The organism is Deltaproteobacteria bacterium, from assembly GCA_016219225.1.
Lineage (GTDB): Bacteria > Desulfobacterota > RBG-13-43-22 > RBG-13-43-22 > RBG-13-43-22 > RBG-13-43-22.
Genome location: JACRBX010000094.1, coordinates 30,566 through 51,874, shown reverse-complemented (window position 1 = coordinate 51,874; position 21,309 = coordinate 30,566). Strand labels below are relative to the sequence as shown.

Sequence of the window (21,309 nt, the reverse complement as noted above, 5' to 3'; positions counted from 1 at the left end):
TTCAAGGGCTATCCTGATGACATCATTCAAGGCAAAGGGCTGGAGTATCGAACTATTAATATCCTGAATCCCTTTTGAAAAAATAGTTTCGGCTTCTTCCTCTTCCCTGGGGAAAAACGTTTCGATGATCTTCAAATCATCTAGGCTGCCTTCTTCTGCGCCGGAGGTGATTTTAATTTCAGGCCCTGCCCATTCTATCAATTGCTTATGCAAAGAGGTTCCTTGTACATCGAGATTCAAATCAGCGGCCAGTCGATTCAGATCCCGGGCAGCGGCCGTTATCAGATGGTCGAGATTCTCCGAAATTTTTATATGATCTTTATAATCGTTGATAAGCTTTTTCAATTTATCGGTTTTTTCTTTTTTCCCAAAATCGGTTCCCAGAGTATTGGAGATTTCCGTAGAAAGGGTGGCTATCATACGGAGTTTCTCCATTTCTCCGAGATCGGCTGTGAGATCAGAAAGGCGGGTATTGTGCATACTCTGGATGATTTTTGAGGGAAAATTCCATTCCGTGGCGATCGTTACCCCTATTTCTTCAAAGGAAATCCCCAGGACGGAAGTAGAGACTGAATTTTCAGTGTAGTCTTTCTCAGTTTTTTGTCGCTCCATCTCGGCAATCTTCTCCGGCATGGCGAAAGCCGTCAGGATCTTACCCAGAGGATGAAGAAGGGCGCAGATAAAGGCTTCTTCCTCCTCTACAAAGTTCAGATCGTGGACTATTTTTTCTGCCATAAATCCGCCCAAATAGGCCTGGCTGATTATATCCAGAATTTTAGGATGCCCACTGTGTTTTTGAAGATGATCCAGGATCAGCAAGGTGAGGGAAATATCTTTGATGTTCTCTATACCCAAAAGAAAGATGGCCCGGGATATAGTAGTCACCTCACCGAACTGCAGATAAACGACACTGTTGACGACTTTCAACAGTTTGGCGGTTAGAGCATAGTCTTTCAGAATAATATTGGCGATTTCCGTAATATTTTGATCGGCAAAAGCCTTTATATTCTGAATAAATTTTATGGTTTCCGCCATGACAGGGAGATCGCTTGCCTGGCGAATAGTTTGTAAAACAGCTTCTTTTTGGCTGACCCTTGGCGTGCCCATCAAAACAAACTCAGTGACTTAAGAATAAATTTCTACGCAAAATGGATAGAATTTTTGTATCAGTTTAGCTTTTTAAAAAAAAGTCGACAACCTCTCCGTCATTCCGGTGAAAACCGGAATCCAGGTTCTTTTCGTCGCAGCATAACACCTGGATTCCGGTTTTCACCGGAATGACGTGTGCGAAAGTGGGGATTTTCAAACAAAAGTTTCAAGTTTTTCAAAGGGCTAAATTGTTACGAATTTTTGGGTTCCGGCTGGTCCGGGTTGGGTTATTCCCAAATTTCCTTTTTGCGGGACTTGCTTCTGGAATTTATTGAACCATTATTTTTCTTTAAATGATTGTTTGTTGGAGAAATGGGGGGAAACCCGAACTTTTCTCTAAGCCTTTGTTTAACCAATTCCGGTACCAGGCCGTCGATATTTCCACCTAAGGAGGCCGCTTCTTTAATAATAGTGGAGCTGATGTAAAACCATTTATAATCGGTCATCATAAATACCGTCTGGACCTTCCGGCTTAGCTTTCGATTCATCAGAGCTAACTGGAATTCATACTCAAAATCCGACAAAGCCCGCAGACCTCTCAAGATAATATTGGTCCCCTGTTGTTGGACATAATCCACCAATAAGCCTTGGAAATGATCGATTTTGGCCCGGGGATAATCCTTTAAAACCGTCGTCAGGATGTCGACCCGTTCTGCCAAGGTGAACAAGGGTTTTTTTTCCGGATTGATGGCAATGGCCACAATAACTTTGTCAAATATCTGAAGGCCCCGGCGAAGCAGACTGAGGTGTCCATTGGTGATGGGATCAAAAGAGCCCGGATAAATCGCCACTCGCTCCATTATTGTTTTCTACCTTATCATTTTTTTGATTTGTAAAAAGAAATCCTGGTCTGCCCATACCGCCGTTGATCGGCAACTCCCCAGGCCCCGACTGCCAGAGGAACAAACTCTGTTAAATCGTGTTCCAGAACCAGAACCCCTGTTTCTTCAAGGACGGGAAGATTCAGCAGAGAGGTGATGATAGGTACACACCACCCCCTTCCGTAAGGAGGATCCATAAAAACAAGATCAAAGGGACTGCCGGCTTTGAGTAAAAAATGAATCCCTCGAGCCAGGTCCCGTTGGATCACCCGGGAGCTTTCCTCCATTTTCAAACGACGAATATTTTCCCGGAGAGCATCAATAGCCCTTCGGGAAGAATCCACAAAAAGGGCTGAACCGCCCCAACGGCTTAAGGCTTCCATTCCCAAGGCCCCGGTCCCGGCAAAAAAATCGGCTATTCTTAAAAAAGGGCCTTCAGGCTCCAGGATGTTAAATATCGCTTCCCGGACCTGATCTTGAGTCGGGCGGGTCTGCCTGCCTTTTAAGGGAGCTAACCGATGTCCTTTGCAATGGCCGGCAATGATCCTCATGGGAGGGGTGACGGGTGACGGGTGACGGGTTAAAAACAGAAAGAAAAATCAACTTTGTTGATTCCTGACGAAATCGTAGGGATTCCATATTAGTTTTTTCTCGTCACCCGTCACTCGTCACAATCTAGAATCACCCTCTCTGGGTCCATATCTCAGCGATCTGTACGGCGTTGGTGGCCGCCCCTTTTCGAATATTGTCGGCCACGATCCACATGGCGATCCCTTTTTCATGGGAAATATCCTCCCGGATCCGGCCGACAAAAACTTCGTCTTTTCCTTCGGCCATTAAAGCGGTCGGGTATATCTTGTTGGCTATATCATCGACCACCATTACCCCGGAAGCGTTTCTAAGGAGATCTTTGACCTCTTGGGGATGGATCTTTTTATCGGTCTCAATATAGACGGCTTCCGAATGGCCGTAAAAAACCGGGACCCGTACCGTCGTGGCCGAAACCCTGATGGAATCATCTTCCAGGATTTTCCGGGTTTCATTGACCATCTTCATCTCTTCCTTGGTGTAATCGTTTTCCAGAAAGACATCGATATGGGGCAGACAGTTATAGGCAATCTGGTAGGGATATACCTTTATTTCCGGTTCTTTTCCTTCCGATAACTCCTTGATCTGATTCTGCAGTTCAAAAATGGCCTTCTGACCGGTCCCCGAAACGGCCTGGTAGGTAGAAACAATAATCCGTCTGATCCGGACCTGATCATGGATCGGTTTTAAGGCCACCACCATTTGGATGGTCGAACAATTCGGATTGGCGATAATCCCTGGGCCCCCGGTTATCCGATGAGAGTTGCATTCCGGAACCACCAAGGGAATTTTGGGATCCATCCGGAAGGCGCTGGAATTGTCAATCACGATGCTCCCGGCCTGGACCGCCTGGGGAGCAAATTTCAGGCTGGTAGAGGCCCCGGCAGAAAACAAGGCAATCTCGATGTTTTTAAAAGAGTTCTCCTTCATTTCCTCAACGGGGACCGGTTCCCCTTTATAGGGCAGGGTTTTGCCAAGAGAACGGGCCGATGCCAAAAACCGGATATTTTTTACTGGAAAATTTCTTTCTTCCAGACAACGAATCATCTGATTTCCAACCGCACCCGTGGCACCCGCTACCGCCACATTCCATGTTCTACTCATTGGTCTTACCTCTCTTTGATACCAAAATAGGATTCAAGGATTCCGGGATTCGAGGGTTCAAGGGTTTAAGACCAACGCCTTTCACTTGAATCCTTGCCCCCTGGACTCCTTGAACCCTGTTATAAATATGATACCACCAAATCTCCAACTTCCTGTGTCGAAAATCCCATCTTACCGGCCGTAAGGTCCTTGATATTATTTTTGACCACCATCCGGATGGCCTTGTCTACTCTTTGAGCGGCCGGATCCAACCCGAGATGGGCCAGCATCATTTGGGCCGCTCCGATAGCGGCCAGGGGATTGATGATATTTTTCCCGGAATATTTAGGGGCTGAACCGCCGATCGGCTCAAACATCGATACTCCCTGGGGATTAATATTCCCGCCGGCGGCGATGCCCATCCCGCCCTGAATCATGGCCCCCAGATCGGTAATGATATCTCCAAACATATTGTCCGTGACAATAACATCAAACCATTCCGGGTTTTTTACCATCCACATGCAGACCGCGTCCACATGGGCGTAATCCGTGGTGATGTCCGGGTATTCATTCGCCACATCCTTGAAAGCCCGCTCCCAGAGATCAAAGGCGAAGGTCAGGACATTGGTCTTGCCGCAGAGGGTCAGTTTCCGTTTTTTATTCCGACGGCGGCAAAAATCAAAGGCATAGCGGATACACCGTTCCACGCCTTTACGGGTATTAATGGATTCCTGGATAGCCACCTCATCGGCAGTCCCTTTTTTCAAAAATCCACCGGCCCCGGCATACAGACCTTCGGTGTTCTCCCGAATCACTACAAAATCGATATCGGCCGCTCCCTTATTTTTTAAAGGGGTGTCCACTCCGGGATAGAGAATAACCGGTCGCAGGTTGATATACTGATCCAGATCAAATCGCAGTTTTAACAACAGACCCTTCTCCAAAATACCCGGTTTTACCCCCGGATGGCCAATGGCCCCGAGATAAATGGCGTTGACCTTCTTTAATTCTTCCAGGACCGAATCCGGCAGGATTTCCCCGGTCTTTAAATAGCGCTCGCCGCCCAGATCAAAAGGGATGAAATGAAAAGAGAGCTTCTCCTTTTGACCTACGGCCTTAAGCACCTTTAAACCTTCGGCCACCACTTCTGGTCCGGTGCCGTCTCCTGAAATGACTGCAATCAGATATGTTTTTTTCATGGTTTTTCCCTTACCTCTTTGATTTTTGGCCCTGTACCTTGGGCTCTGGGCCTTGGGCCTTTTTATTGATATGGGCAACCAGCCCCCCGTCATCGATCAATTCCTGCATGAACGGAGGAATAGGTTCGGCTTGAAATTTTTTCTTTAAGGTTCGATCTTCAATCAGGCCGGTTTCGGCATTAACCACCACAACATCCCCGGTTTTAATCGTTTGGGCGGCTTCCGGGGATTCAAATATCGGAAGCCCCATATTAAAGGCGTTTCGATAAAAGATCCGGGCGAAGTTTTCGGCAATCACGCAGGAAATGCCGGCGGCTTTGATGGCAATAGGGGCATGCTCCCGGGAAGAACCGCTCCCGAAATTTCTACCGGCAACAATAATATCTCCCTTATGGACCTTCTTCACAAAATCAGGATCAGCATCTTCCATACAATGGCTGCCCAATTCCTTCGGATCCGAAGTGGTTAAATGACGGGCTGGGATGATGACATCGGTGTCAATATGGTCTCCGAACTTCCAGACGCGGCCGGTATATTTCATTTTGTATCCCTTTTCTTCATGATGACGATATAAAAACTCGTCATTCCCGCGCAGGCGGGAATCCAGTCCATGCCTAACCAATTAAAACACTGGATTCCCGCTTTCACGGGAATGACGAAAATGGGTGCTTCCGGATTTTTATAAACTGGTCTCTTCATAACGCCTAAATATATTTCCGGCAGGTACTCCTGATGTTGGAAAAATTTTGTTTCTCTGAACTCCGAACTATAAACTCCGAACTTTTTTCAGCCTCGGCAAGGCCTCCACCGGCCCGATAGATCCCAGGACGGCCGAGGCCGCGGTAATGGCCGGGCTGGCCAGGTAGACCTCACTGCCCGGATGGCCCATGCGGCCCACAAAATTGCGGTTGGTGGTTGAGATGGCCCTTTCTCCCTGGGCCAGAATCCCCATAAACCCTCCCAGACAAGGACCGCAGGTGGGGGGGCTGATCACCCCACCTGCCTTCAAAAAGATGTCCAGCAACCCTTCGGACATGGCCTGCTGGTAAATCCAGGGGGTTGCCGGGATAATGATCAGCCGGACCCCCTTGGCGACTTGGTGCCCTTTTAATACCCGGGCCGCAATCCGCAAATCCTCCAGCCGTCCATTGGTACAAGATCCTATGACGGCCTGATCAATCGGTACCTTTCCCACTTTCGATATGGGCCGGGTATTTTCGGGCAGGTGGGGGAAAGCCACCTGGGGTTCGATGCTACTCAAATCATAATAACGCGTTTCCCTATATTGGGCATCCGGATCGGAATGCAAAATCTTGCCTTTTTTCTTGGATCGTTCCCGAACGTAGGCCATGGTGCTGTCATCCGGCTCAAAGATACCATTCTTGGCCCCGGCCTCAATGGCCATATTGGCCATGGTGAACCGATCGGCCATGGAAAGACCGGCCAGGGCCGGCCCGCTGAATTCCATGGCCTGGTAGCGGGCCCCATCCACCCCGAGGTCTCCGATGGTATACAGGATCAGGTCTTTACCCGAAACCCAGGGCCTGGGTCTTCCGCGATAAACCAGTTTTATGGTCTCGGGGACCTTTAACCAGGTTTGGCCGGTAACCATAGCCGCGCCCAGGTCCGTGCTCCCGACGCCTGTGGCAAAGGCCCCCAAAGCCCCATAGGTGCAGGTATGACTATCGGCCCCGATAACCAGATCCCCGGGTAAGACCAACCCCTTTTCCGGAAGCAGGGCATGCTCTACCCCCATCTCCCCCAACTCAAAAAAATGGGTGAGCTTTTGCTCCCTGGCAAAAAGACGCATCTTCCGGCATTGTTCAGCCGCCGCTATATCCTTATTGGGTACGAAATGATCGGGAACCAGGACTACCTTTTTCGGGTCAAAAACCTTTTTACCGCTGGCCTTATAAAAAACCTCCATGGCGATAGGGGCGGTAATATCATTGGCCAGGGCCAGGTCCACCCGGGCTTCGATCAACTGACCGGGATGAACGGTTTTCACTCCGGCGTGGGCAGCTAAAATTTTTTCTGTAATGGTTTGAGACATAATTCCCTCGATAACAGCCGTTCGGCGTTCGTAGATTTTCTTTTTCGCTGAACGCCGAACTCCGAACGACGAACGTGTATTACGATAGTTTTTTAATCGGATTCTTTTTTAAATATTCCAATCGATTCAGGGCATTTAAATAGGCCTTGGCACTGGCCGTTATAATATCCGGATCCGATCCCTTGCCCAGGCCCACCTTGCCGTCCTGTTCGACACGGACATTAACCTGCCCCTGGGCGTCCGTACCACCGGTAATGGCATTGATCGAAAAACTTAAAAGCTTACAGGCCTTGGTACAGGTTCGAATAATTTTATTGATGGTATTAAAAGTGGCATCAATCGGACCCACTCCAAAACCGGCCTTCTGGATAATTTCTCCATTGACCTCAATCTTAACAGTGGCCGTCGGGACCGCCATATTTCCGCTGATCACACTTAAATAGACCAGTTTATAGGTATCGGGAATCATCAGGATCTCATCAGCGATCAAGGCCTCGATATCTTCATTGACCACTTCCTTTTTCTTGTCGGCCAGGTCTTTGAACCTCTCAAAGACTTTTTGTAAATCTTCCGGACTCAAAACATAGCCCAATTCCTTCAGGCGCTCCTGAAAGGCATGGCGACCGGAATGTTTTCCTAAAACCAATACATTTTGGTCCAGTCCGACATCCTTGGGGGTCATGATCTCATAGGTCGCCCTCTTTTTAAGAACCCCATCCTGATGGATCCCAGATTCATGGGCAAAGGCATTGGCCCCCACTACGGCCTTATTGGCCGGGACCAATAGGCCGGTTATGCGGCTCACTAAGCGACTGGCGGGATAGATCTGCCGTTTTTCAATATTGGTAAAATAGGGCATTCGATCTTTTCGGGTATGCAGGGCCATTACCAGTTCTTCCAGAGAGGTGTTCCCGGCCCGTTCCCCGATACCGTTGATAGTCACCTCCGCCTGCCGGGCCCCGTTCTGAATGGCGGACAGGGTATTGGCTACGGCCAGCCCCAGGTCATTATGGCAATGAACGCTCCAGACCACCCGATCATCAGCCGCCACCTTTTCCCGCAAAAGGTGAACCCTTTGCCCGAATTCTTCCGGCAGGGCGTATCCCACCGTATCGGGAAAATTGATGGTGGTGGCCCCGGCCTTGACGGCCGTTTGGACGACCTGGACCAGATAAGAAGGATCGGTCCGGGAACCGTCTTCGGTGGAAAACTCGATATTGGTGGTATAGCGCCGGGCATAGGCAATCGCCTTTTGAACGATCTCCAACACCTCTCTCCGGGTCTTGCGCAATTTGTATTTTAAGTGCAGGTCGGAGGTCGCTATAAAAATATGCAAACGGGGATCAGCCGCCTCTTTTACGGCCTCCCAGGCCCGATCGATATCCCCTTTGGCTGTCCTGGAAAGGGCGGTAACCGTCAATCCCCGGACCTCTTTGGCAATCAAGGCCACGGCCTCGAAATCGCCTTGTGAGGCCACCGGAAATCCGGCTTCGATCACATCGACCTTTAATTTTTCCAATTGCCGGGCCAGACGCAGTTTTTCGGCCTTGTTCATGCTGGCCCCCGGGGATTGCTCCCCGTCTCTTAAGGTTGTATCAAAAATAATAATGCGTTCAGCCATGTTCCTCGTTCCTCGTTACTGGTCTCGTTAGGCGTTAGTGATTAGGCGTTCCTCACTCCAGTATCCAGCACCCAGTATCTGTACTAAGCCCCCATGCCCCAATGGGTTACTAACGGTTTTTGAAAATACTTTTTTAAATTCCGAAATCCGCACTCCGAAATCCGAAATCTTATTTATTATCAGACCGTCCGCTCTACGGGTTCGGTCGTCGGTTTCCTCTTCAACTTATACAAAGCCAGGACAGGACCGGACAGCACATATCCCAGGAGCCCCACGGCCAGCATGACGAAGGGTTCCAAGGCCACCAGAACAAAAATCAGCACCGCCGCCACCAGGAAGTTGAAAGAGCGTCTTTCCGCTAATTTCAGGCCTTTAAAGCTGGGATACGGAATATTGCTGACCATCAAAAATGATAAGACATAGATCATGATCAACACCACCAGGTAACCTGTTGATCCTGTTCCGCCTACCTGATAAATGAACAATATCGTTGCGGCCACGATACTGGCTGCGGCCGGAATCGGCAGGCCGACAAAATAATTGTTTCCCACCTGCCCCACTTGAACATTGAAACGGGCCAACCGCAAAGCCCCGCAAACCACATAGAGAAAGGCGGCCATCCAGCCGAATCGGTTGAAGGGTTTCAAAGCCCAAAGAAAAACCAGGACCCCCGGGGCCATTCCGAAAGCAATCAAATCGCATAAGGAATCATACTGAACACCAAAGGCGCTGGTCGTCCTGGTAATACGGGCAATACGTCCATCCAGACCATCCAGGACAGCCGCAATCAACACGGAAAGGGCGGCCTGGTAAAAATTTCCCTGAATCGCACTGATTACAGCATAAAAACCGCAAAAAAGACTGGCCGTGGTCACCAGATTGGGGAGCACATAGACGCCCCTTCTCCGTTCCTTCCTGTTTTTATTCCTCCGATTTTTTATCCTCATGGCAGTTCTCCTAAAATGGTCAACCCGGCCTTGACCTTATCTCCCCGTTTGATCCGGAGTCGGGCTGCGGTGGGCAAATAAAGATCCACCCTTGAACCAAACTGGATCAACCCAAAACGCTCTCCCTGCTTTACGGTTTCACCGGCCTTGACCCAGCAGACAATCCTTCGGGCGATCAAGCCGGCTATTTGAACAAAACAAATCTTTGTCCCTGCGAGCGTAGTAAGAACCAGGGCGTTTTGTTCGTTTTGGGCCGAGGCCAGGTCATTATTGGCCGCATAGAACTTCCCGGCCTGATAAAAAACCTTTTCTATACTGCCGCTTATCGGAATGCGATTAATATGGCAGTTAAAAACCGACATAAAGATACTGATCTTTATCGCCCGGCCAGTTAAAAAAGAAATTTCTTCCTCTTCCTCGATCAGCAGGATTTTACCATCGGCCGGGGACAATAAGACTTTTTCTCCCTGGGGCGACTCCCGTTCGGGGTCCCGAAAAAACGCGGCTACGAAGATGGTAAACAGGCCGGCTATTCCCCAACCTAAGGACAGGTCCAACCAGGCAAAAAGAACAACCCCTGCCAACCCAAGAATAATAAATGGATACCCTTGACGGGCTATCGGAATAATCATAAAAAACCCGTTCGGCGTTCAGCGTTCGGCGAACCCAATTTACGTATTAACCGGGACTCCGGAAAAGCCAGGGACCGGCCGAGACTGGAGTAATGGGAGCGAAGACCTACCACTCCGGACTCTGAACCCCGAACACTGGCCGGGAGTGACAACAACCTCGAATCCTCGAACCCTTGAATCCTTGAACCCTCATCATCATTTCTTCAGCCAGCTCATCATATCGCGGAGTTTCTGGCCCACTTCTTCTATGGGATGTTCGGCCTCAATACGCCGCAAGGCATTAAAGACCGGTCGATTGGCCTTGTTTTCCAGGATCCATTCTCGAGCGAATTCACCCGTTTGGACCTCTTGCAAGATTATCTGCATCTCTTCCCGGGTCTCTTCCGTGACGATGCGATTTCCGCGGGTCAAGTCGCCGTATTCAGCCGTATCACTTATGGAATAACGCATCCGGCTGATGCCCCCTTCATACATTAAATCCACGATCAGTTTTAACTCATGTAAACATTCAAAATAAGCGATCTCGGGTTGATACCCGGCCTCCACCAGGGTATCAAAGCCGGCCTTGACCAAAGCGGTTACACCGCCGCACAAAACGGCCTGCTCACCGAAGAGATCGGTTTCCGTTTCTTCTTTAAAGGTGGTCAAGATAACGCCGGCCCGGGTGGCTCCAATCCCCTTGGCATAGGCCAAAGCGGTCTTCATGGCATTGCCGGAAGGATCCTGATGGATCGCAACCAGGGATGGAACCCCGGCCCCTTTTTCAAATTCCCGACGTACCAAATGACCTGGTCCCTTGGGGGCAACCATGACCACATCCACATTAGACGGGGGGACAATTTGCCCATAATGAATATTAAAGCCGTGTGAAAAAACGATGGTTTTATCGGGCGTCAAATGGGGCAGGACCTCATTTTCAAACAGATAGGCCTGGGCATGGTCCTGGGCCAGGATTTGAATAACCTGGGCCTGGGCTGCGGCCTGGGCCGCAGTAACCGGAACAAATCCTTGTTCCTGGGCCAGTTGGTAATTAGGAGTACCGGCCAATTCAGCTACAACCACGTCCACCCCTGAATCCCGTAAATTCAAGGCCTGGGCGTGTCCCTGACTCCCGTAGCCGATGATGGCTACTTTCTTTCCTTTTAGGATGTTAAGATCTGCTTCCTGGTCATAAAAAATTTTCATTTCTTTCCTCCTCCAAACGTCTCTTGTAGTATAACAGATTTTTCCCTCTTTAATGAACCTTCTTTTTTGCTCCGGGCCATGGCAATAGCACCGGTGCGGGCGATTTCTTTAATCCCAAGGGGACCCAGCAAATCCAAAATAGCCTTGATTTTCCCTTCATTGCCGGTCACCTCAATCGTATAAAATTGGGGACTTACATCGACCACCTTACAGCGGAAGATGTCTACGATTCTCAAAATTTCGGCCCGGGTTTGGGCCTCGGCCCGGACCTTAATCAAGGCCATCTCTCTTTCGACAAATTCGGTATTGGTAAAATCTATTACCTTAATGACATTGATCAGTTTATTGAGCTGTTTGGTTATTTGTTCTATAATTTGATCATTTCCTCGTGTTACTAAGGTAATTCGAGAAACCAGGGGATCCATGGTCTCAGCCACACAAAGACTTTCAATATTAAAACCTCGGCCGCTGAATAAACCCGTAACGCGCGACAGGACCCCGGGTTCGTTATCCACCAATGCAGAAATAGTATGTTTTTGATCCTGGTTATTTTCCATTTAGTAGCCTAATAGTCGTAGCTTTCAGCGGTCGGCGGTCAGCTTTCAGCAAACCAATAACCATCTTGGCTGGACGCTGACCGCTGATTCCAGATCGCTTATTTTACACCAACAGCATCTCGGTCATGGCTTTTCCGGAAGGGACCATTGGAGAGACACATTCTTCAGGGCTGACAACAAAATCGATTATCACCGGTCCTTTAATGGATAAGGCCTTTTCGATAACCGGCCCCACCTCTTCGGGGTGCTTGGCCCTGAGTCCGGTTGCCCCATAGGCTTCAGCTATTTTCACAAAATCGGGATTGCCCTTGAGGAAGGTCTGGGCATACCTTTTTTCATAAAAAAGTTCCTGGAATTGACGCACCATCCCCAAATAACCATTATTTAAAATGGCAATCTTCACCGGCAATTGATTGGCCACAACCGTTGCCATTTCCTGAATGTTCATCTGGATACTCCCGTCTCCGGCAATATCGAATACGATTCGGTCCGGGCAGGCCACCTGGGCCCCAATCGCGGCCGGAAAACCATACCCCATGACCCCCAATCCACCGGATGTAATAAAGGAATTGGGTTGGTCGAAATGATAATATTGGGCGGCCCACATCTGATTTTGTCCCACCTCCGTGGCGATGATGGCCTTTCCTTTGGTCAGTTCATAAATCTTTTCAACCACGTATTGGGGTTTGATTTCGTCTTTTCCCTGTTCATAGTTTAGCGGGTGGGTTTCCTTCCATTCCTTGATTTGTTCCAGCCAGGGTTGTCTTATCTTACGCCATTCCTGTTTTCCCGGTTTTTGGACCAGTTGATTTAATTTGGTTAAGGCATCCTTGCAATCTCCGACAATCGGGATATCCACCGAGACATTTTTCCGGATCGATGTGGGATCGATGTCGATATGGATAATCCGGGCCTCGGGGGCGAACAGATCCACCTTACCCGTGACCCGATCATCAAATCGGGCTCCCACGGCAATCAAGAGATCACAATGAGCCACGGACATATTGGCCCAATAAGTCCCGTGCATCCCCAGCATCCCCAGCCACAGGGGATGCCTGCCGGGAAAGGCCCCCAACCCCATCAGGGTAGTCGTTACGGGAATGGTCAAGCTCTCGGCTAAGGTTTTTAATTCTGAGGAAGAATGGGAGGTAATGACCCCGCCTCCGGCATAGATTACCGGCCTCTTGGCCTTCAGGATCTGTGCTGTTGCTTTTTCGATTTGTTTGGGATGGGCGCTGTAAGTCGGCCGGTAGTTGCGCATCTCAATTTTTTTAGGATACTTAAATTCGGTTTTGTTGTGCAGTATATCCTTTGGCAAATCGATCAGGATCGGTCCCGGTCTACCGGAACGGGCCAGGTAAAAGGCTTCCTTTATGATTCCAGCCAGATCTTCAACCGCCTTAACCAAATAATTGTGTTTGGTACAAGGACGGGTGATGCCTACAATGTCCACTTCCTGAAAAGCATCATTGCCGATTAATGGGGTTGGAACCTGGCCGGTAAAAACCACAATGGGGATAGAGTCCATATAGGCCGAAGCTATTCCCGTAACGGTATTGGTGGCCCCCGGGCCGGAGGTCACCAGACAAACACCCACCTTTCCTGAGGTCCGGGCATATCCATCAGCCATATGGACGGCGCCCTGTTCATGGCGCACCAGATAATGACGGATGGGACTTTTATCCAGGGTGTCATAAATGTCCGTAATAGCTGCTCCGGGATACCCGAAGATAGAGGTAACCCCTTCCTGGATCAAGCTTTCTATAACGATTTCGGCTCCACTTAATCTCAAGCGCTTTAACCTTTTGCCCGGTGGTCTCTCAATATCTGTTCAATCCGATCCCGGCCGGCCAGCTTTAATTTTTGAAGCTTTCTCTTTTCTCGATTTTCTTCATCGGAAAGGTATAACCTTTTATTGAATTCTTCCAACTGGCTTTCAAATTCTTTGTGTTCTTTCACCAACTTTCGCAGTTCTTCATCCTCGGCAATCAGTTGGGCGATTAATTCTTCGTCTCTTTTTTCCATAAGCTACTCCCTTAGAATTTAATGGATATTAAAATATCCCGGTCGTTTTGTCAAATACAAAGATAGGTGTAACCTGTTAATTAAAATCTAAAATAAGTTTGAAAAATTAATTGGAATTCATGAAATAGAATAGGGTATAATTTCAAAATGCCTCAATTCCAAAATCTATCAGACTTAAGGAGGTCAGCCTATGGGGTGGATCGAAGCCTCGACAGAAGAACAGGTTCGGATATTAAAATTAAATCGGGGGATACCCAACCCCATAAACAGAGAACTGGTAAAAGAGCTTGCGCTTCATCTGAAGGAAGCTCAGGACAGCCAGGGGGTCCATTCCCTGGTCCTGACCAGCGCCAATGATAAATTTTTTTCCATGGGTTTTGATCTCCCTGAACTCTATTCCAAGGACCCTCAAGTCTTTAAGGAATTCTTTACGGCCTACAACCTGCTCTGTTTAAATCTCTATATTTTCCCCAAACCGACCATCGCTTCCCTTAACGGCCATGCCATCGCCGGGGGGTTTATCCTGGCTTCATGCTGTGATTACCGTTTTATGAGCCAGGGAAAAAAATTTTGCGCCTTAAACGAAATCAACCTGGGTGTTCCTTTGCCCTACCTCTCGGATTGCATTTTAAGACAACTGGCCGGAGACCGGAAGGCAACAGAGATGATGTATACCGGGAAAATGATCCCGGCCGAAGAGGCCTTATCCATGGGGATCATCGACGGCCTTTTCCCTTCGGAAAACCTTTTTCAGGAGTCTCTGACCAAGGCCCGGTTACTGGGCGGTCTTCCGGCTGAGGCCTTTGGAGCAATCAAGAAGAATAGAACCGGTTCGGTGGCCGAGGATATCCGCCGGCGCCTGGAGGACGATGTAGATCTGTTTTTAAAATTTTGGTATGCCGAAGAGGCCCGGGAAAGGCTTAAAGAGGCCATGAAAAAATTTTAACAACAGGCGTAAGGCGCAAGGCACAAGGCTCAAGGCAAACGATTTGTTTGATTTTAAGTTAAGCCCTTGTACCTTGTGCCTTGTGCCTTGCGCCCCACAAAGGAGGCATTTCATGGAATTTAAAATCGGACCGACCCTCTTTTTCTTGGAAGAAGGGGATATCACCCAACAGGAAACAGAGGCCATTGTCAATGCCGCCAATTCCCGTCTGGCCGGCGGTGGTGGGGTGGACGGGGCCATCCACCGGGCCGGCGGACCGGCTATCATGGAGGATTGCCGAAGGATCGGGAGCTGCCCTACCGGACAGGCGGTGATTACCAGCGGCGGAAATCTTAAGGCCAAATACGTTATCCACACCGTCGGACCTGTTTTTCATGGGGGAAACAAAGGGGAGGCCGGACTTCTGGCCAGCGCTTACCGGGAAAGCTTGAAACTGGCCCATAAAAAAGAGATAAAGTCGGTGGCTTTTCCTTCTTTGAGCACCGGCGCTTACGGGTATCCGCTGGACGAGGCCGCCAGTATCGCTGTAAAAACCGTTACGACCTACATCCGTGAAAATCCGGTTTTCCACCGGGTAGGGTTTGTCCTTTTTGGGAATCAAGCCTACCAGGCTTATTATCAAGCAACCGGCGAAGCATTGGGGTTGGGGAAATGAAAAAATTATCTCTCTCCCGTTCCTGACCCTTTTATCCCCCTTCCCGATCCATCTATTGCAGCTCGAAATAACCGGGCCATCTTTTGGACATCGGGATGTTCCCAGAGCTCTTCTATGGAATAACGCATCTTTCTGGACCAATTAGGATGTTCGGTGATGGTCCCGGGCAGGTTGAGCTGCGCCTTCTCCAGGAATAGATCCTCCTGGCTCAAGACCAGAAGCTTGGCCTTGGTGGAGGCCAGAAAGGCCATGACGGCCCGATGGAGTTCTTCGGTTAAAACCGGTTCTTCCTGAGCATGGAGCGTCAGTGCTTCTTCCCGGGAAAGGAATCCAAGAGTTTGAAGCCGGTCGATCATCCGGCGCTTTTCCTTGATCCGCTCGGCCATAGCCTGATGAGATTGCCCTTCTTCCAGGAAAAGACCTAATTCTTTCCGAAGAATAATATCCTCCATACTCCAGAATCCGGCTAAGGGGGGCAGGTCATGGGTACTGATCGAGGCCAAAGCCAGTTCCGGATAGCTTTCCGGGGCCTTCAGGTCTCCGGTCTCATCTTTTTCGAAGTAAAACAACCGATAAGAAAAAATGCCCTGCTTTTGCAGGCTCTCTCTTAATTGGGTCGGAATGGTCCCCAGATCCTCACCGATGATCAGGGTTTTTGTGCGAACACTTTCCAGGGCCAGGACCTGAATCAATTCATCAAAAGGATATCTTACATAGGCCCCATCTACCGGGGCCTGTCCTTCCAATATCCAAAAGAGACGGGCGAGTTTCAAGATATGGTCGATCCGTAACGCCCCCCCGGGATGGCTGTTTTTCCGTATCTCCCAGGCAAAGGGTTTAAATCCCTCCTGACGATAGGTTTCTTCATTGGGTGGGGAAAACCCCCAATCCTGCCCTTTAGGGGAAAAGTCATCAGGCGGTGCCCCAACCCGGACACCAGGGACGGTAAAACCCGGCCAAGCCCAGGAATCGGCCCCCTCAGGATCAATGCCCAGGGCCAAGTCGTGATAGAGACCGATCTCAGCCCCTGATTGTAACGCCAGATCCTGGACTTCCGACAATTGGGCCTCCACTTGCCATTGAAGATATTTATGGAACAAGACTTCTTGCCAGTGCCCTTTTCGAAAGGTTTCGACTTCCCGGGAATCAGGATTTTGAAAAGGAAAAGGCCACTGTTTCCAGGTATAAATTTTGGAGTTTTCTTTCTGAAAATGGTCGTTCAAGGCGCAATAAACAGCATAGCGGTCCAGCAGATTCCCTTCCCGGTCGATATAAGCCGTAAATTCTTTTTGCCGACGGGTCTCTTGTCCGGCCGTCTTCCAATGGCGTTCTATGAAAATTTGGAAAACTATTTTCAAAATCTTTTGTTTCAGGCTATCCACCCTCTCAAACTGAACCTTTTCCGATCCGTTAAGTTCGTCTAACCATTTTTGCGTCTCCGGAGCCATTACCATTTTCCAGGCCTTTGGAGCGTAGTTATATTCTTCTATTTCAGGGATATTCAAATAAATGGGATTCCGATAAAAACGGCTGGTGGGATAATAGGGACTGATATTATAAGGTTCCTTATTGGAAAGGGCATGTAAGGGAAGGAGTCCGATAACATCCACCTGAAGGGACAAGATAGCCCAGCGCACCAATTCCTTCAGGTCACCAAAATCCCCTATTCCCCAATTATGCCGGGAGCGAAGTCCGGCCAGGGAAATGGTCAATCCGGCCCTCAGACCGGCATCTTTAAGACCCGGGGGGAGATAAGCCTTTTCCGGACAAACAATCAGCCTTATGGACTGTCTAAAACGATGACCGGCCTGCAGTACCATAAAAAAAATCTGGTGATAGCCTAATGGAAGCCCTTTGGGAAAAGGAAGACCCCCTCTTAAATAAATGGCCCCCTCGATCTCTCTGGCTTCTTTAAACCGGAGATGTTCGTGAAGAAAATAGTGGGCCTTAAGATTGCCGTTTTCCTCACGAATTTTTAAGTGAACCTGAATATCGTCAGGCAATCGGTCAAGCTCCAATTCTTTATTTACCGGGATTTGAAAGCTCAATTCTTCCGGCAAGGCATTAATCGAGACGATCCGAACAGGTTCAATTAACTGTTTCCATTCCCGATATTCCTCTCCCCGAACTACCGCTTTCAGTTTTTCAAAATCTTCCACCTTACAACCCATGGCCTTAAGGATCTTGACCCTGGTTTCCTGTGGGATGGGATGAATATGGCCGAAGTTGTCCCGATATTCAGGTTCAATCCCTTTCAGGGTTGCCAGTCGGGCCAATAATTTTTGGTATTCTTCAGAATCCATCATCGAATTGGCCTGATTTCGCCCTCGTCGCTTATCCGGACATTAAAGTCATACCCGTTATTATGGGTAAGCTCTTTCAACAACGCAATCCCTTCCTGAGTACTGTCATATACCGGAATGCCTCCATTAACCAATTTTACCGGAATGATCCCTCCTTCCAATAACCCGCCCTTTTCAGTATCCAACCGGACCTTCAGGATGACACTGATTCCATTAGGTCCTTTCAGGTTAAACATCCCATAGGTTAAAAAATTCCCCAGGCTATAGGCGATTAATTTTCCCTTGTAAATCTCTAATGCCCTTAACACATGAGGGCCATGGCCCAGAACCAGGTCCGCACCGGCATCAACCGCGGACCGTGAAAAATGTATGACATTCCCCCTTTTTTCACCCAAGAATATTTCATTTTCGTCCCTGACCTGAAGGGCCGATTTCCCCTCCGCTCCACCATGAAAGGTTACAATGACCAAATCATGGGTGGCCTTCAACCGGGCTATGATCTCCCTGGCCTTTTCTATCTCCAGTATGGAAAAGGAATATTTTGAAGAAAGATAGGAAAATCCGACCAAGGCGACCTTTTTCCCTTTTATCGTTAATTCAACCACGGCCTCTCCCCCCAAGGGAGCAATCCCAAGGGAACCCAGGGTCTCCAGACTGCTTTTGATGCCCTCCGTTCCAAAATCCAGGATGTGGTTGTTGGCAATATTTAATACATTAAAACCGGTTTCTTTAAGATAACGTCCATAACGGGTCGGACTTTTAAATTCAAAGCAATAGCGGCTTTTTTCTTCCCGGCACTTGCCGGATTCTCCTTCATCCAAGAGGGGGCCTTCCAGGTTTCCAAAAACAATATCCCCGTCGTTCATATAAGGTCGAATATTATTAAACAGGTCCCGCCCGTCGTCAGGGGGCAATATTCCCCGCAACCCGGTTGAGCCCATCATAATGTCTCCTACGGCAATAACAGTCAAATAATCTCCGGCAAAAGTCTTTGGGAGGAAAGACCCGGTAACCAATACTAACAACAAGAAAAAAATGAAATTATTGCGTTTCACGGAGCGTATCTTTCGCCAAATAGATTTAGAGAAATAAATATACTACAGAAATCAACCCTTTTAAACGGCAAAATTCTAAATCAGACCAATCCGCCTGATTCGGAAATTTCTCCTCCCCAATCATCTTGACAATTGATCCAAAAAAGTATAAAAATCGAACTATTAAAGATCGCTATTTCTCTTCCGGTGGGAATATTAAATCCAATGAGCAACCCTTCTTTAAAAGGGCCGATCTTATTTCTGAGTTCCGGGACCTATCTGGGTTATATCCCCCTGGCTTCAGGCACTTTTGGAACCCTTTGGGGGCTGCCCATTTTCTTCTGGCTTTCAACTCAATCCCTTTGGATCCAGGTTCTTTTTATTATTGGCTCCATCGGCCTGGCCATCCTTTTGGCCGGACAAGCAGAAAAAATTTGGAACCGGAAAGATCCCTCCCAGGTTGTGATCGACGAAATAGTCGGTTATCTGACCGCCATGGCTGGAATGCCTTTCTCCTGGACCATGGCTGTTTCAGGTTTTTTTATCTTCCGGATCATGGATATTTTAAAACCCTTTCCGATTCGAAAAATCGATCAGGGTCTGCCGGGAGGTTGGGGCATCGTCCTGGATGACGTTTTAGCCGGGGTTTATAGCCAAATCATACTTCGTATCCTGGTTTATTTATGGGGCTAAAAATAGAAATCATTGGTATAGGTAATGAATTGATTACCGGCCGGGTCCTGGACCAAAATGCCGGTTATGCCGCTGCCAGGTTGCATTCCTTCGGATTTGAAGTAAGCCGTATTGTCCTGATCGGAGACCAGCCCAAGGTAATCTGTTCGGCCCTGAAAAAGGCCGAAAAAAGGGCTGATGCGGTTATAGTGACCGGTGGTTTGGGGGGAACCCTGGATGATCTGACCGTTGATGCCGTCAGTCGTACTTTTCACCGACCCCTGGTCCTCAATCAGGGTCTTCAAGGTCAAATTAAAAAATTTTTAACGAAAAGGGCCATCCCCTGGGACCCCATTTTTGAAAAAATGGCCTGGTTACCGGAAGGGGTGGAACTTTTTCAACCCAGACCAAAGGCCTGCGGTTTTATCATGATAGAAAAAGGGAAACCTTTTTTCTTCTTACCCGGGGTACCCGGTGAAATGCGAAGGTTCTTAGACCGTCAGATTATTCCTTATTTAATCCAGCAATATCCGGGTCAAGGGGTCATCCGGCAAAGGGTTTACAAGATTTTTGGTTTATTGGAACCGGAGATCAATGAAAAGCTTAAGGATTTGGCAAAGCATTATGAAACTCTCCAATTAGGGTTTTATCCCAATTTTCCCGAGCATCACTTAACGGTCTCCGTTCGGGCCGAAAAAGCCCAGTGGGCCGACTCCCTCCTGGATAGCATCGAAAAGGTGGTGGAAGAACAATTATCCGAGTATCTTGTTTCCAAAAATGATCAAACCCTGGAACAAGTAGTCGGCGATTTATTGCGGCAAAAAAAATGGACCCTGGCTGTGGCCGAATCCTGTACTGGCGGCCTGATCGGTCATCAAATTACCAATGTTCCGGGAAGTTCTGAATATTTCGATCGTGGCCTCATTGTCTACAGCAACCGGGCCAAAACGGAACTGCTCGGAATTCCCCAAAGGACCTTATCCCGATATGGGGCGGTCAGTAAAAAAACTGCCCTCTTAATGGCTGAGGGTATTCGGGAAAAAAGCCGATCAGATTTAGGATTGGCCGTCACCGGCATAGCCGGCCCTGGAGGGGGAACCCCTGAAAAACCCGTTGGAACGGTCTGGATTGCCCTGTCTTCGGAGCAAGGCAGTAAAGCCGGGCATTTTCTTTTTGGCCGCCGACGGGCACAAATCAAAATCCTGACGGCCTATACCGCCCTGAATTGGGTCCGGAGGCTTCTCTTAGATGATACGTTCCTTTTTAGCGATAGAACTTCCTGAAAACCTGAAGGGGAGCATTGCAAGTGTTATCAACGAGCTGCGTAAGATTCCTTCAAATATTAAATGGGTCTCCTCAGAAAACACCCATTTGACCTTGAAGTTTTTTGGCTCCATACCCGATGAAAGGGTTGAAAAAATTTCACAGACACTTTTGAAGGTTGCCCCGGCTTACCCCAGGTTCAAACTGAGTCTGAAAGGGTTGGGCGCTTTTCCAAACCTGTTCAGGCCCCGGGTGATCTGGGCCGGTCTGGGGGGAGAGATTGAGATCCTGCAGGGATTTTACCATGACCTTGAACTGGCCCTTATTCCCCTGGGAATCCCGAAAGAAGAACGGCCATTTCATCCCCATCTGACCCTGGGGAGGAACAAGTTAAATCAAATAAATGAGCCCCTTTATACGCTCTTGTCCGGATGGTCGAAAGAAGAGACGGCCTCATTTGAGGTGCAGGAATTGATTTTTTTCCGAAGCGATTTGAAACCTGCCGGGCCGGTTTATACCCGGTTGGGGGTCTTTCCACTGGAACAAAATAACGTGCTATAGGGTGATGGCTTGAAA

General features: G+C 48.7%; 21 protein-coding genes. 5 read left to right on the top strand and 16 right to left on the bottom strand.

The window, feature by feature from the left end; genetic code table 11:
- The 14 genes from HY879_08190 to HY879_08125 form a co-directional block, all read right to left on the bottom strand.
- Positions 1–1,107: HDOD domain-containing protein (locus tag HY879_08190; protein MBI5603322.1), on the bottom strand; the 1,107-nt coding region annotated here is incomplete at its 3' end.
- A 269-nt stretch (positions 1,108–1,376) separates the two neighbouring features.
- The gene (gene coaD, locus HY879_08185) at positions 1,377–1,949 is read right to left on the bottom strand and encodes a pantetheine-phosphate adenylyltransferase (GenBank protein MBI5603321.1); all 573 of its coding nucleotides are present in this window, start codon (positions 1,947–1,949) and stop codon (positions 1,377–1,379) included.
- Positions 1,950–1,966: 17 nt separating this feature from the next.
- The gene (gene rsmD, locus HY879_08180; protein MBI5603320.1) at positions 1,967–2,521 is read right to left on the bottom strand and encodes a 16S rRNA (guanine(966)-N(2))-methyltransferase RsmD; all 555 of its coding nucleotides are present in this window, start codon (positions 2,519–2,521) and stop codon (positions 1,967–1,969) included.
- Between the two features lie 130 nt (positions 2,522–2,651).
- A complete protein-coding gene (locus HY879_08175; protein ID MBI5603319.1) occupies positions 2,652–3,662 on the bottom strand; it encodes an aspartate-semialdehyde dehydrogenase in 1,011 nt (336 codons plus the stop codon).
- Positions 3,663–3,781: 119 nt separating this feature from the next.
- Complete coding sequence (locus HY879_08170) at positions 3,782–4,840, bottom strand: 3-isopropylmalate dehydrogenase (protein ID MBI5603318.1); 1,059 nt, start codon at positions 4,838–4,840, stop codon at positions 3,782–3,784.
- Between the two features lie 10 nt (positions 4,841–4,850).
- Positions 4,851–5,381 carry a 3-isopropylmalate dehydratase small subunit gene (locus tag HY879_08165; protein ID MBI5603317.1) on the bottom strand — a complete coding sequence of 177 codons (531 nt, stop codon included), beginning with the start codon at positions 5,379–5,381 and terminating at the stop codon, positions 4,851–4,853.
- Positions 5,382–5,606: 225 nt separating this feature from the next.
- Entirely contained in the window at positions 5,607–6,893 is a 1,287-nt protein-coding gene (gene leuC, locus HY879_08160) for a 3-isopropylmalate dehydratase large subunit (GenBank protein ID MBI5603316.1), read from the bottom strand.
- A 79-nt stretch (positions 6,894–6,972) separates the two neighbouring features.
- Positions 6,973–8,514 (bottom strand): 2-isopropylmalate synthase, encoded by a 1,542-nt coding sequence (locus HY879_08155; GenBank protein MBI5603315.1) that lies wholly within the window; start codon positions 8,512–8,514, stop codon positions 6,973–6,975.
- Positions 8,515–8,693: 179 nt separating this feature from the next.
- Positions 8,694–9,461: a CDP-diacylglycerol--serine O-phosphatidyltransferase gene (pssA, locus tag HY879_08150; GenBank protein ID MBI5603314.1), complete on the bottom strand. Its 768-nt coding sequence runs from the start codon at positions 9,459–9,461 to the stop codon at positions 8,694–8,696.
- A complete protein-coding gene (locus HY879_08145) occupies positions 9,458–10,093 on the bottom strand; it encodes a phosphatidylserine decarboxylase family protein (GenBank protein MBI5603313.1) in 636 nt (211 codons plus the stop codon). Before HY879_08145 ends, pssA begins: the two co-directional genes overlap by 4 nt.
- Before the next feature lie 195 nt (positions 10,094–10,288).
- Positions 10,289–11,278 carry a ketol-acid reductoisomerase gene (gene ilvC, locus HY879_08140; GenBank protein MBI5603312.1) on the bottom strand — a complete coding sequence of 330 codons (990 nt, stop codon included), beginning with the start codon at positions 11,276–11,278 and terminating at the stop codon, positions 10,289–10,291.
- Entirely contained in the window at positions 11,275–11,835 is a 561-nt protein-coding gene (gene ilvN, locus HY879_08135; GenBank protein ID MBI5603311.1) for an acetolactate synthase small subunit, read from the bottom strand. The genes ilvC and ilvN overlap by 4 nt, the downstream gene beginning before the upstream one ends.
- Before the next feature lie 103 nt (positions 11,836–11,938).
- On the bottom strand, positions 11,939–13,627 hold the full coding sequence (ilvB, locus tag HY879_08130) for a biosynthetic-type acetolactate synthase large subunit (GenBank protein MBI5603310.1): 1,689 nt from the start codon (positions 13,625–13,627) through the stop codon (positions 11,939–11,941).
- Positions 13,628–13,632: 5 nt separating this feature from the next.
- The gene (locus HY879_08125; protein MBI5603309.1) at positions 13,633–13,860 is read right to left on the bottom strand and encodes a DUF465 domain-containing protein; all 228 of its coding nucleotides are present in this window, start codon (positions 13,858–13,860) and stop codon (positions 13,633–13,635) included.
- Between the two features lie 190 nt (positions 13,861–14,050).
- Here HY879_08125 and HY879_08120 point away from each other — a divergent pair, with 190 nt between their 5' ends.
- Positions 14,051–14,806 carry an enoyl-CoA hydratase/isomerase family protein gene (locus tag HY879_08120; GenBank protein ID MBI5603308.1) on the top strand — a complete coding sequence of 252 codons (756 nt, stop codon included), beginning with the start codon at positions 14,051–14,053 and terminating at the stop codon, positions 14,804–14,806.
- 112 nt (positions 14,807–14,918) lie between these two features.
- Positions 14,919–15,461: an O-acetyl-ADP-ribose deacetylase gene (locus HY879_08115; GenBank protein ID MBI5603307.1), complete on the top strand. Its 543-nt coding sequence runs from the start codon at positions 14,919–14,921 to the stop codon at positions 15,459–15,461.
- A gap of 5 nt (positions 15,462–15,466) precedes the next feature.
- Here HY879_08115 and malQ read toward each other — a convergent pair whose 3' ends face one another.
- Positions 15,467–17,767: a 4-alpha-glucanotransferase gene (gene malQ / locus HY879_08110; protein MBI5603306.1), complete on the bottom strand. Its 2,301-nt coding sequence runs from the start codon at positions 17,765–17,767 to the stop codon at positions 15,467–15,469.
- Positions 17,764–18,708, bottom strand: a complete 945-nt coding sequence (locus HY879_08105; GenBank protein ID MBI5603305.1) for a CapA family protein — start codon at positions 18,706–18,708, stop codon at positions 17,764–17,766. The genes malQ and HY879_08105 overlap by 4 nt, the downstream gene beginning before the upstream one ends.
- A gap of 315 nt (positions 18,709–19,023) precedes the next feature.
- Here HY879_08105 and HY879_08100 point away from each other — a divergent pair, with 315 nt between their 5' ends.
- The 3 genes from HY879_08100 to thpR are packed head-to-tail and all read left to right on the top strand — an operon-like array spanning position 19,024 to position 21,294.
- Positions 19,024–19,491 carry a phosphatidylglycerophosphatase A gene (locus tag HY879_08100; GenBank protein MBI5603304.1) on the top strand — a complete coding sequence of 156 codons (468 nt, stop codon included), beginning with the start codon at positions 19,024–19,026 and terminating at the stop codon, positions 19,489–19,491.
- The gene (locus HY879_08095) at positions 19,482–20,753 is read left to right on the top strand and encodes a competence/damage-inducible protein A (protein MBI5603303.1); all 1,272 of its coding nucleotides are present in this window, start codon (positions 19,482–19,484) and stop codon (positions 20,751–20,753) included. Before HY879_08100 ends, HY879_08095 begins: the two co-directional genes overlap by 10 nt.
- Entirely contained in the window at positions 20,719–21,294 is a 576-nt protein-coding gene (gene thpR, locus HY879_08090; GenBank protein MBI5603302.1) for an RNA 2',3'-cyclic phosphodiesterase, read from the top strand. The genes HY879_08095 and thpR overlap by 35 nt, the downstream gene beginning before the upstream one ends.
- The last annotated feature ends 15 nt before the right edge of the window (positions 21,295–21,309 follow it).

What these genes read in the sequence shown, in the direction of transcription:
- coaD (MBI5603321.1), bottom strand. Translation starts at nt 1,949, where the DNA reads ATGGAGCGAGTGGCGATTTATCCGGGCTCTTTTGATCCCATCACCAAT.
- rsmD (MBI5603320.1), bottom strand. Translation starts at nt 2,521, where the DNA reads ATGAGGATCATTGCCGGCCATTGCAAAGGACATCGGTTAGCTCCCTTA.
- HY879_08175 (MBI5603319.1), bottom strand. Translation starts at nt 3,662, where the DNA reads ATGAGTAGAACATGGAATGTGGCGGTAGCGGGTGCCACGGGTGCGGTT.
- HY879_08170 (MBI5603318.1), bottom strand. Translation starts at nt 4,840, where the DNA reads ATGAAAAAAACATATCTGATTGCAGTCATTTCAGGAGACGGCACCGGA.
- HY879_08165 (MBI5603317.1), bottom strand. Translation starts at nt 5,381, where the DNA reads ATGAAATATACCGGCCGCGTCTGGAAGTTCGGAGACCATATTGACACC.
- leuC (MBI5603316.1), bottom strand. Translation starts at nt 6,893, where the DNA reads ATGTCTCAAACCATTACAGAAAAAATTTTAGCTGCCCACGCCGGAGTG.
- HY879_08155 (MBI5603315.1), bottom strand. Translation starts at nt 8,514, where the DNA reads ATGGCTGAACGCATTATTATTTTTGATACAACCTTAAGAGACGGGGAG.
- pssA (MBI5603314.1), bottom strand. Translation starts at nt 9,461, where the DNA reads ATGAGGATAAAAAATCGGAGGAATAAAAACAGGAAGGAACGGAGAAGG.
- HY879_08145 (MBI5603313.1), bottom strand. Translation starts at nt 10,093, where the DNA reads ATGATTATTCCGATAGCCCGTCAAGGGTATCCATTTATTATTCTTGGG.
- ilvC (MBI5603312.1), bottom strand. Translation starts at nt 11,278, where the DNA reads ATGAAAATTTTTTATGACCAGGAAGCAGATCTTAACATCCTAAAAGGA.
- ilvN (MBI5603311.1), bottom strand. Translation starts at nt 11,835, where the DNA reads ATGGAAAATAACCAGGATCAAAAACATACTATTTCTGCATTGGTGGAT.
- HY879_08125 (MBI5603309.1), bottom strand. Translation starts at nt 13,860, where the DNA reads ATGGAAAAAAGAGACGAAGAATTAATCGCCCAACTGATTGCCGAGGAT.
- HY879_08120 (MBI5603308.1), top strand. Translation starts at nt 14,051, where the DNA reads ATGGGGTGGATCGAAGCCTCGACAGAAGAACAGGTTCGGATATTAAAA.
- HY879_08115 (MBI5603307.1), top strand. Translation starts at nt 14,919, where the DNA reads ATGGAATTTAAAATCGGACCGACCCTCTTTTTCTTGGAAGAAGGGGAT.
- malQ (MBI5603306.1), bottom strand. Translation starts at nt 17,767, where the DNA reads ATGATGGATTCTGAAGAATACCAAAAATTATTGGCCCGACTGGCAACC.
- HY879_08105 (MBI5603305.1), bottom strand. Translation starts at nt 18,708, where the DNA reads ATGATGGGCTCAACCGGGTTGCGGGGAATATTGCCCCCTGACGACGGG.
- HY879_08100 (MBI5603304.1), top strand. Translation starts at nt 19,024, where the DNA reads ATGAGCAACCCTTCTTTAAAAGGGCCGATCTTATTTCTGAGTTCCGGG.
- HY879_08095 (MBI5603303.1), top strand. Translation starts at nt 19,482, where the DNA reads ATGGGGCTAAAAATAGAAATCATTGGTATAGGTAATGAATTGATTACC.
- thpR (MBI5603302.1), top strand. Translation starts at nt 20,719, where the DNA reads ATGATACGTTCCTTTTTAGCGATAGAACTTCCTGAAAACCTGAAGGGG.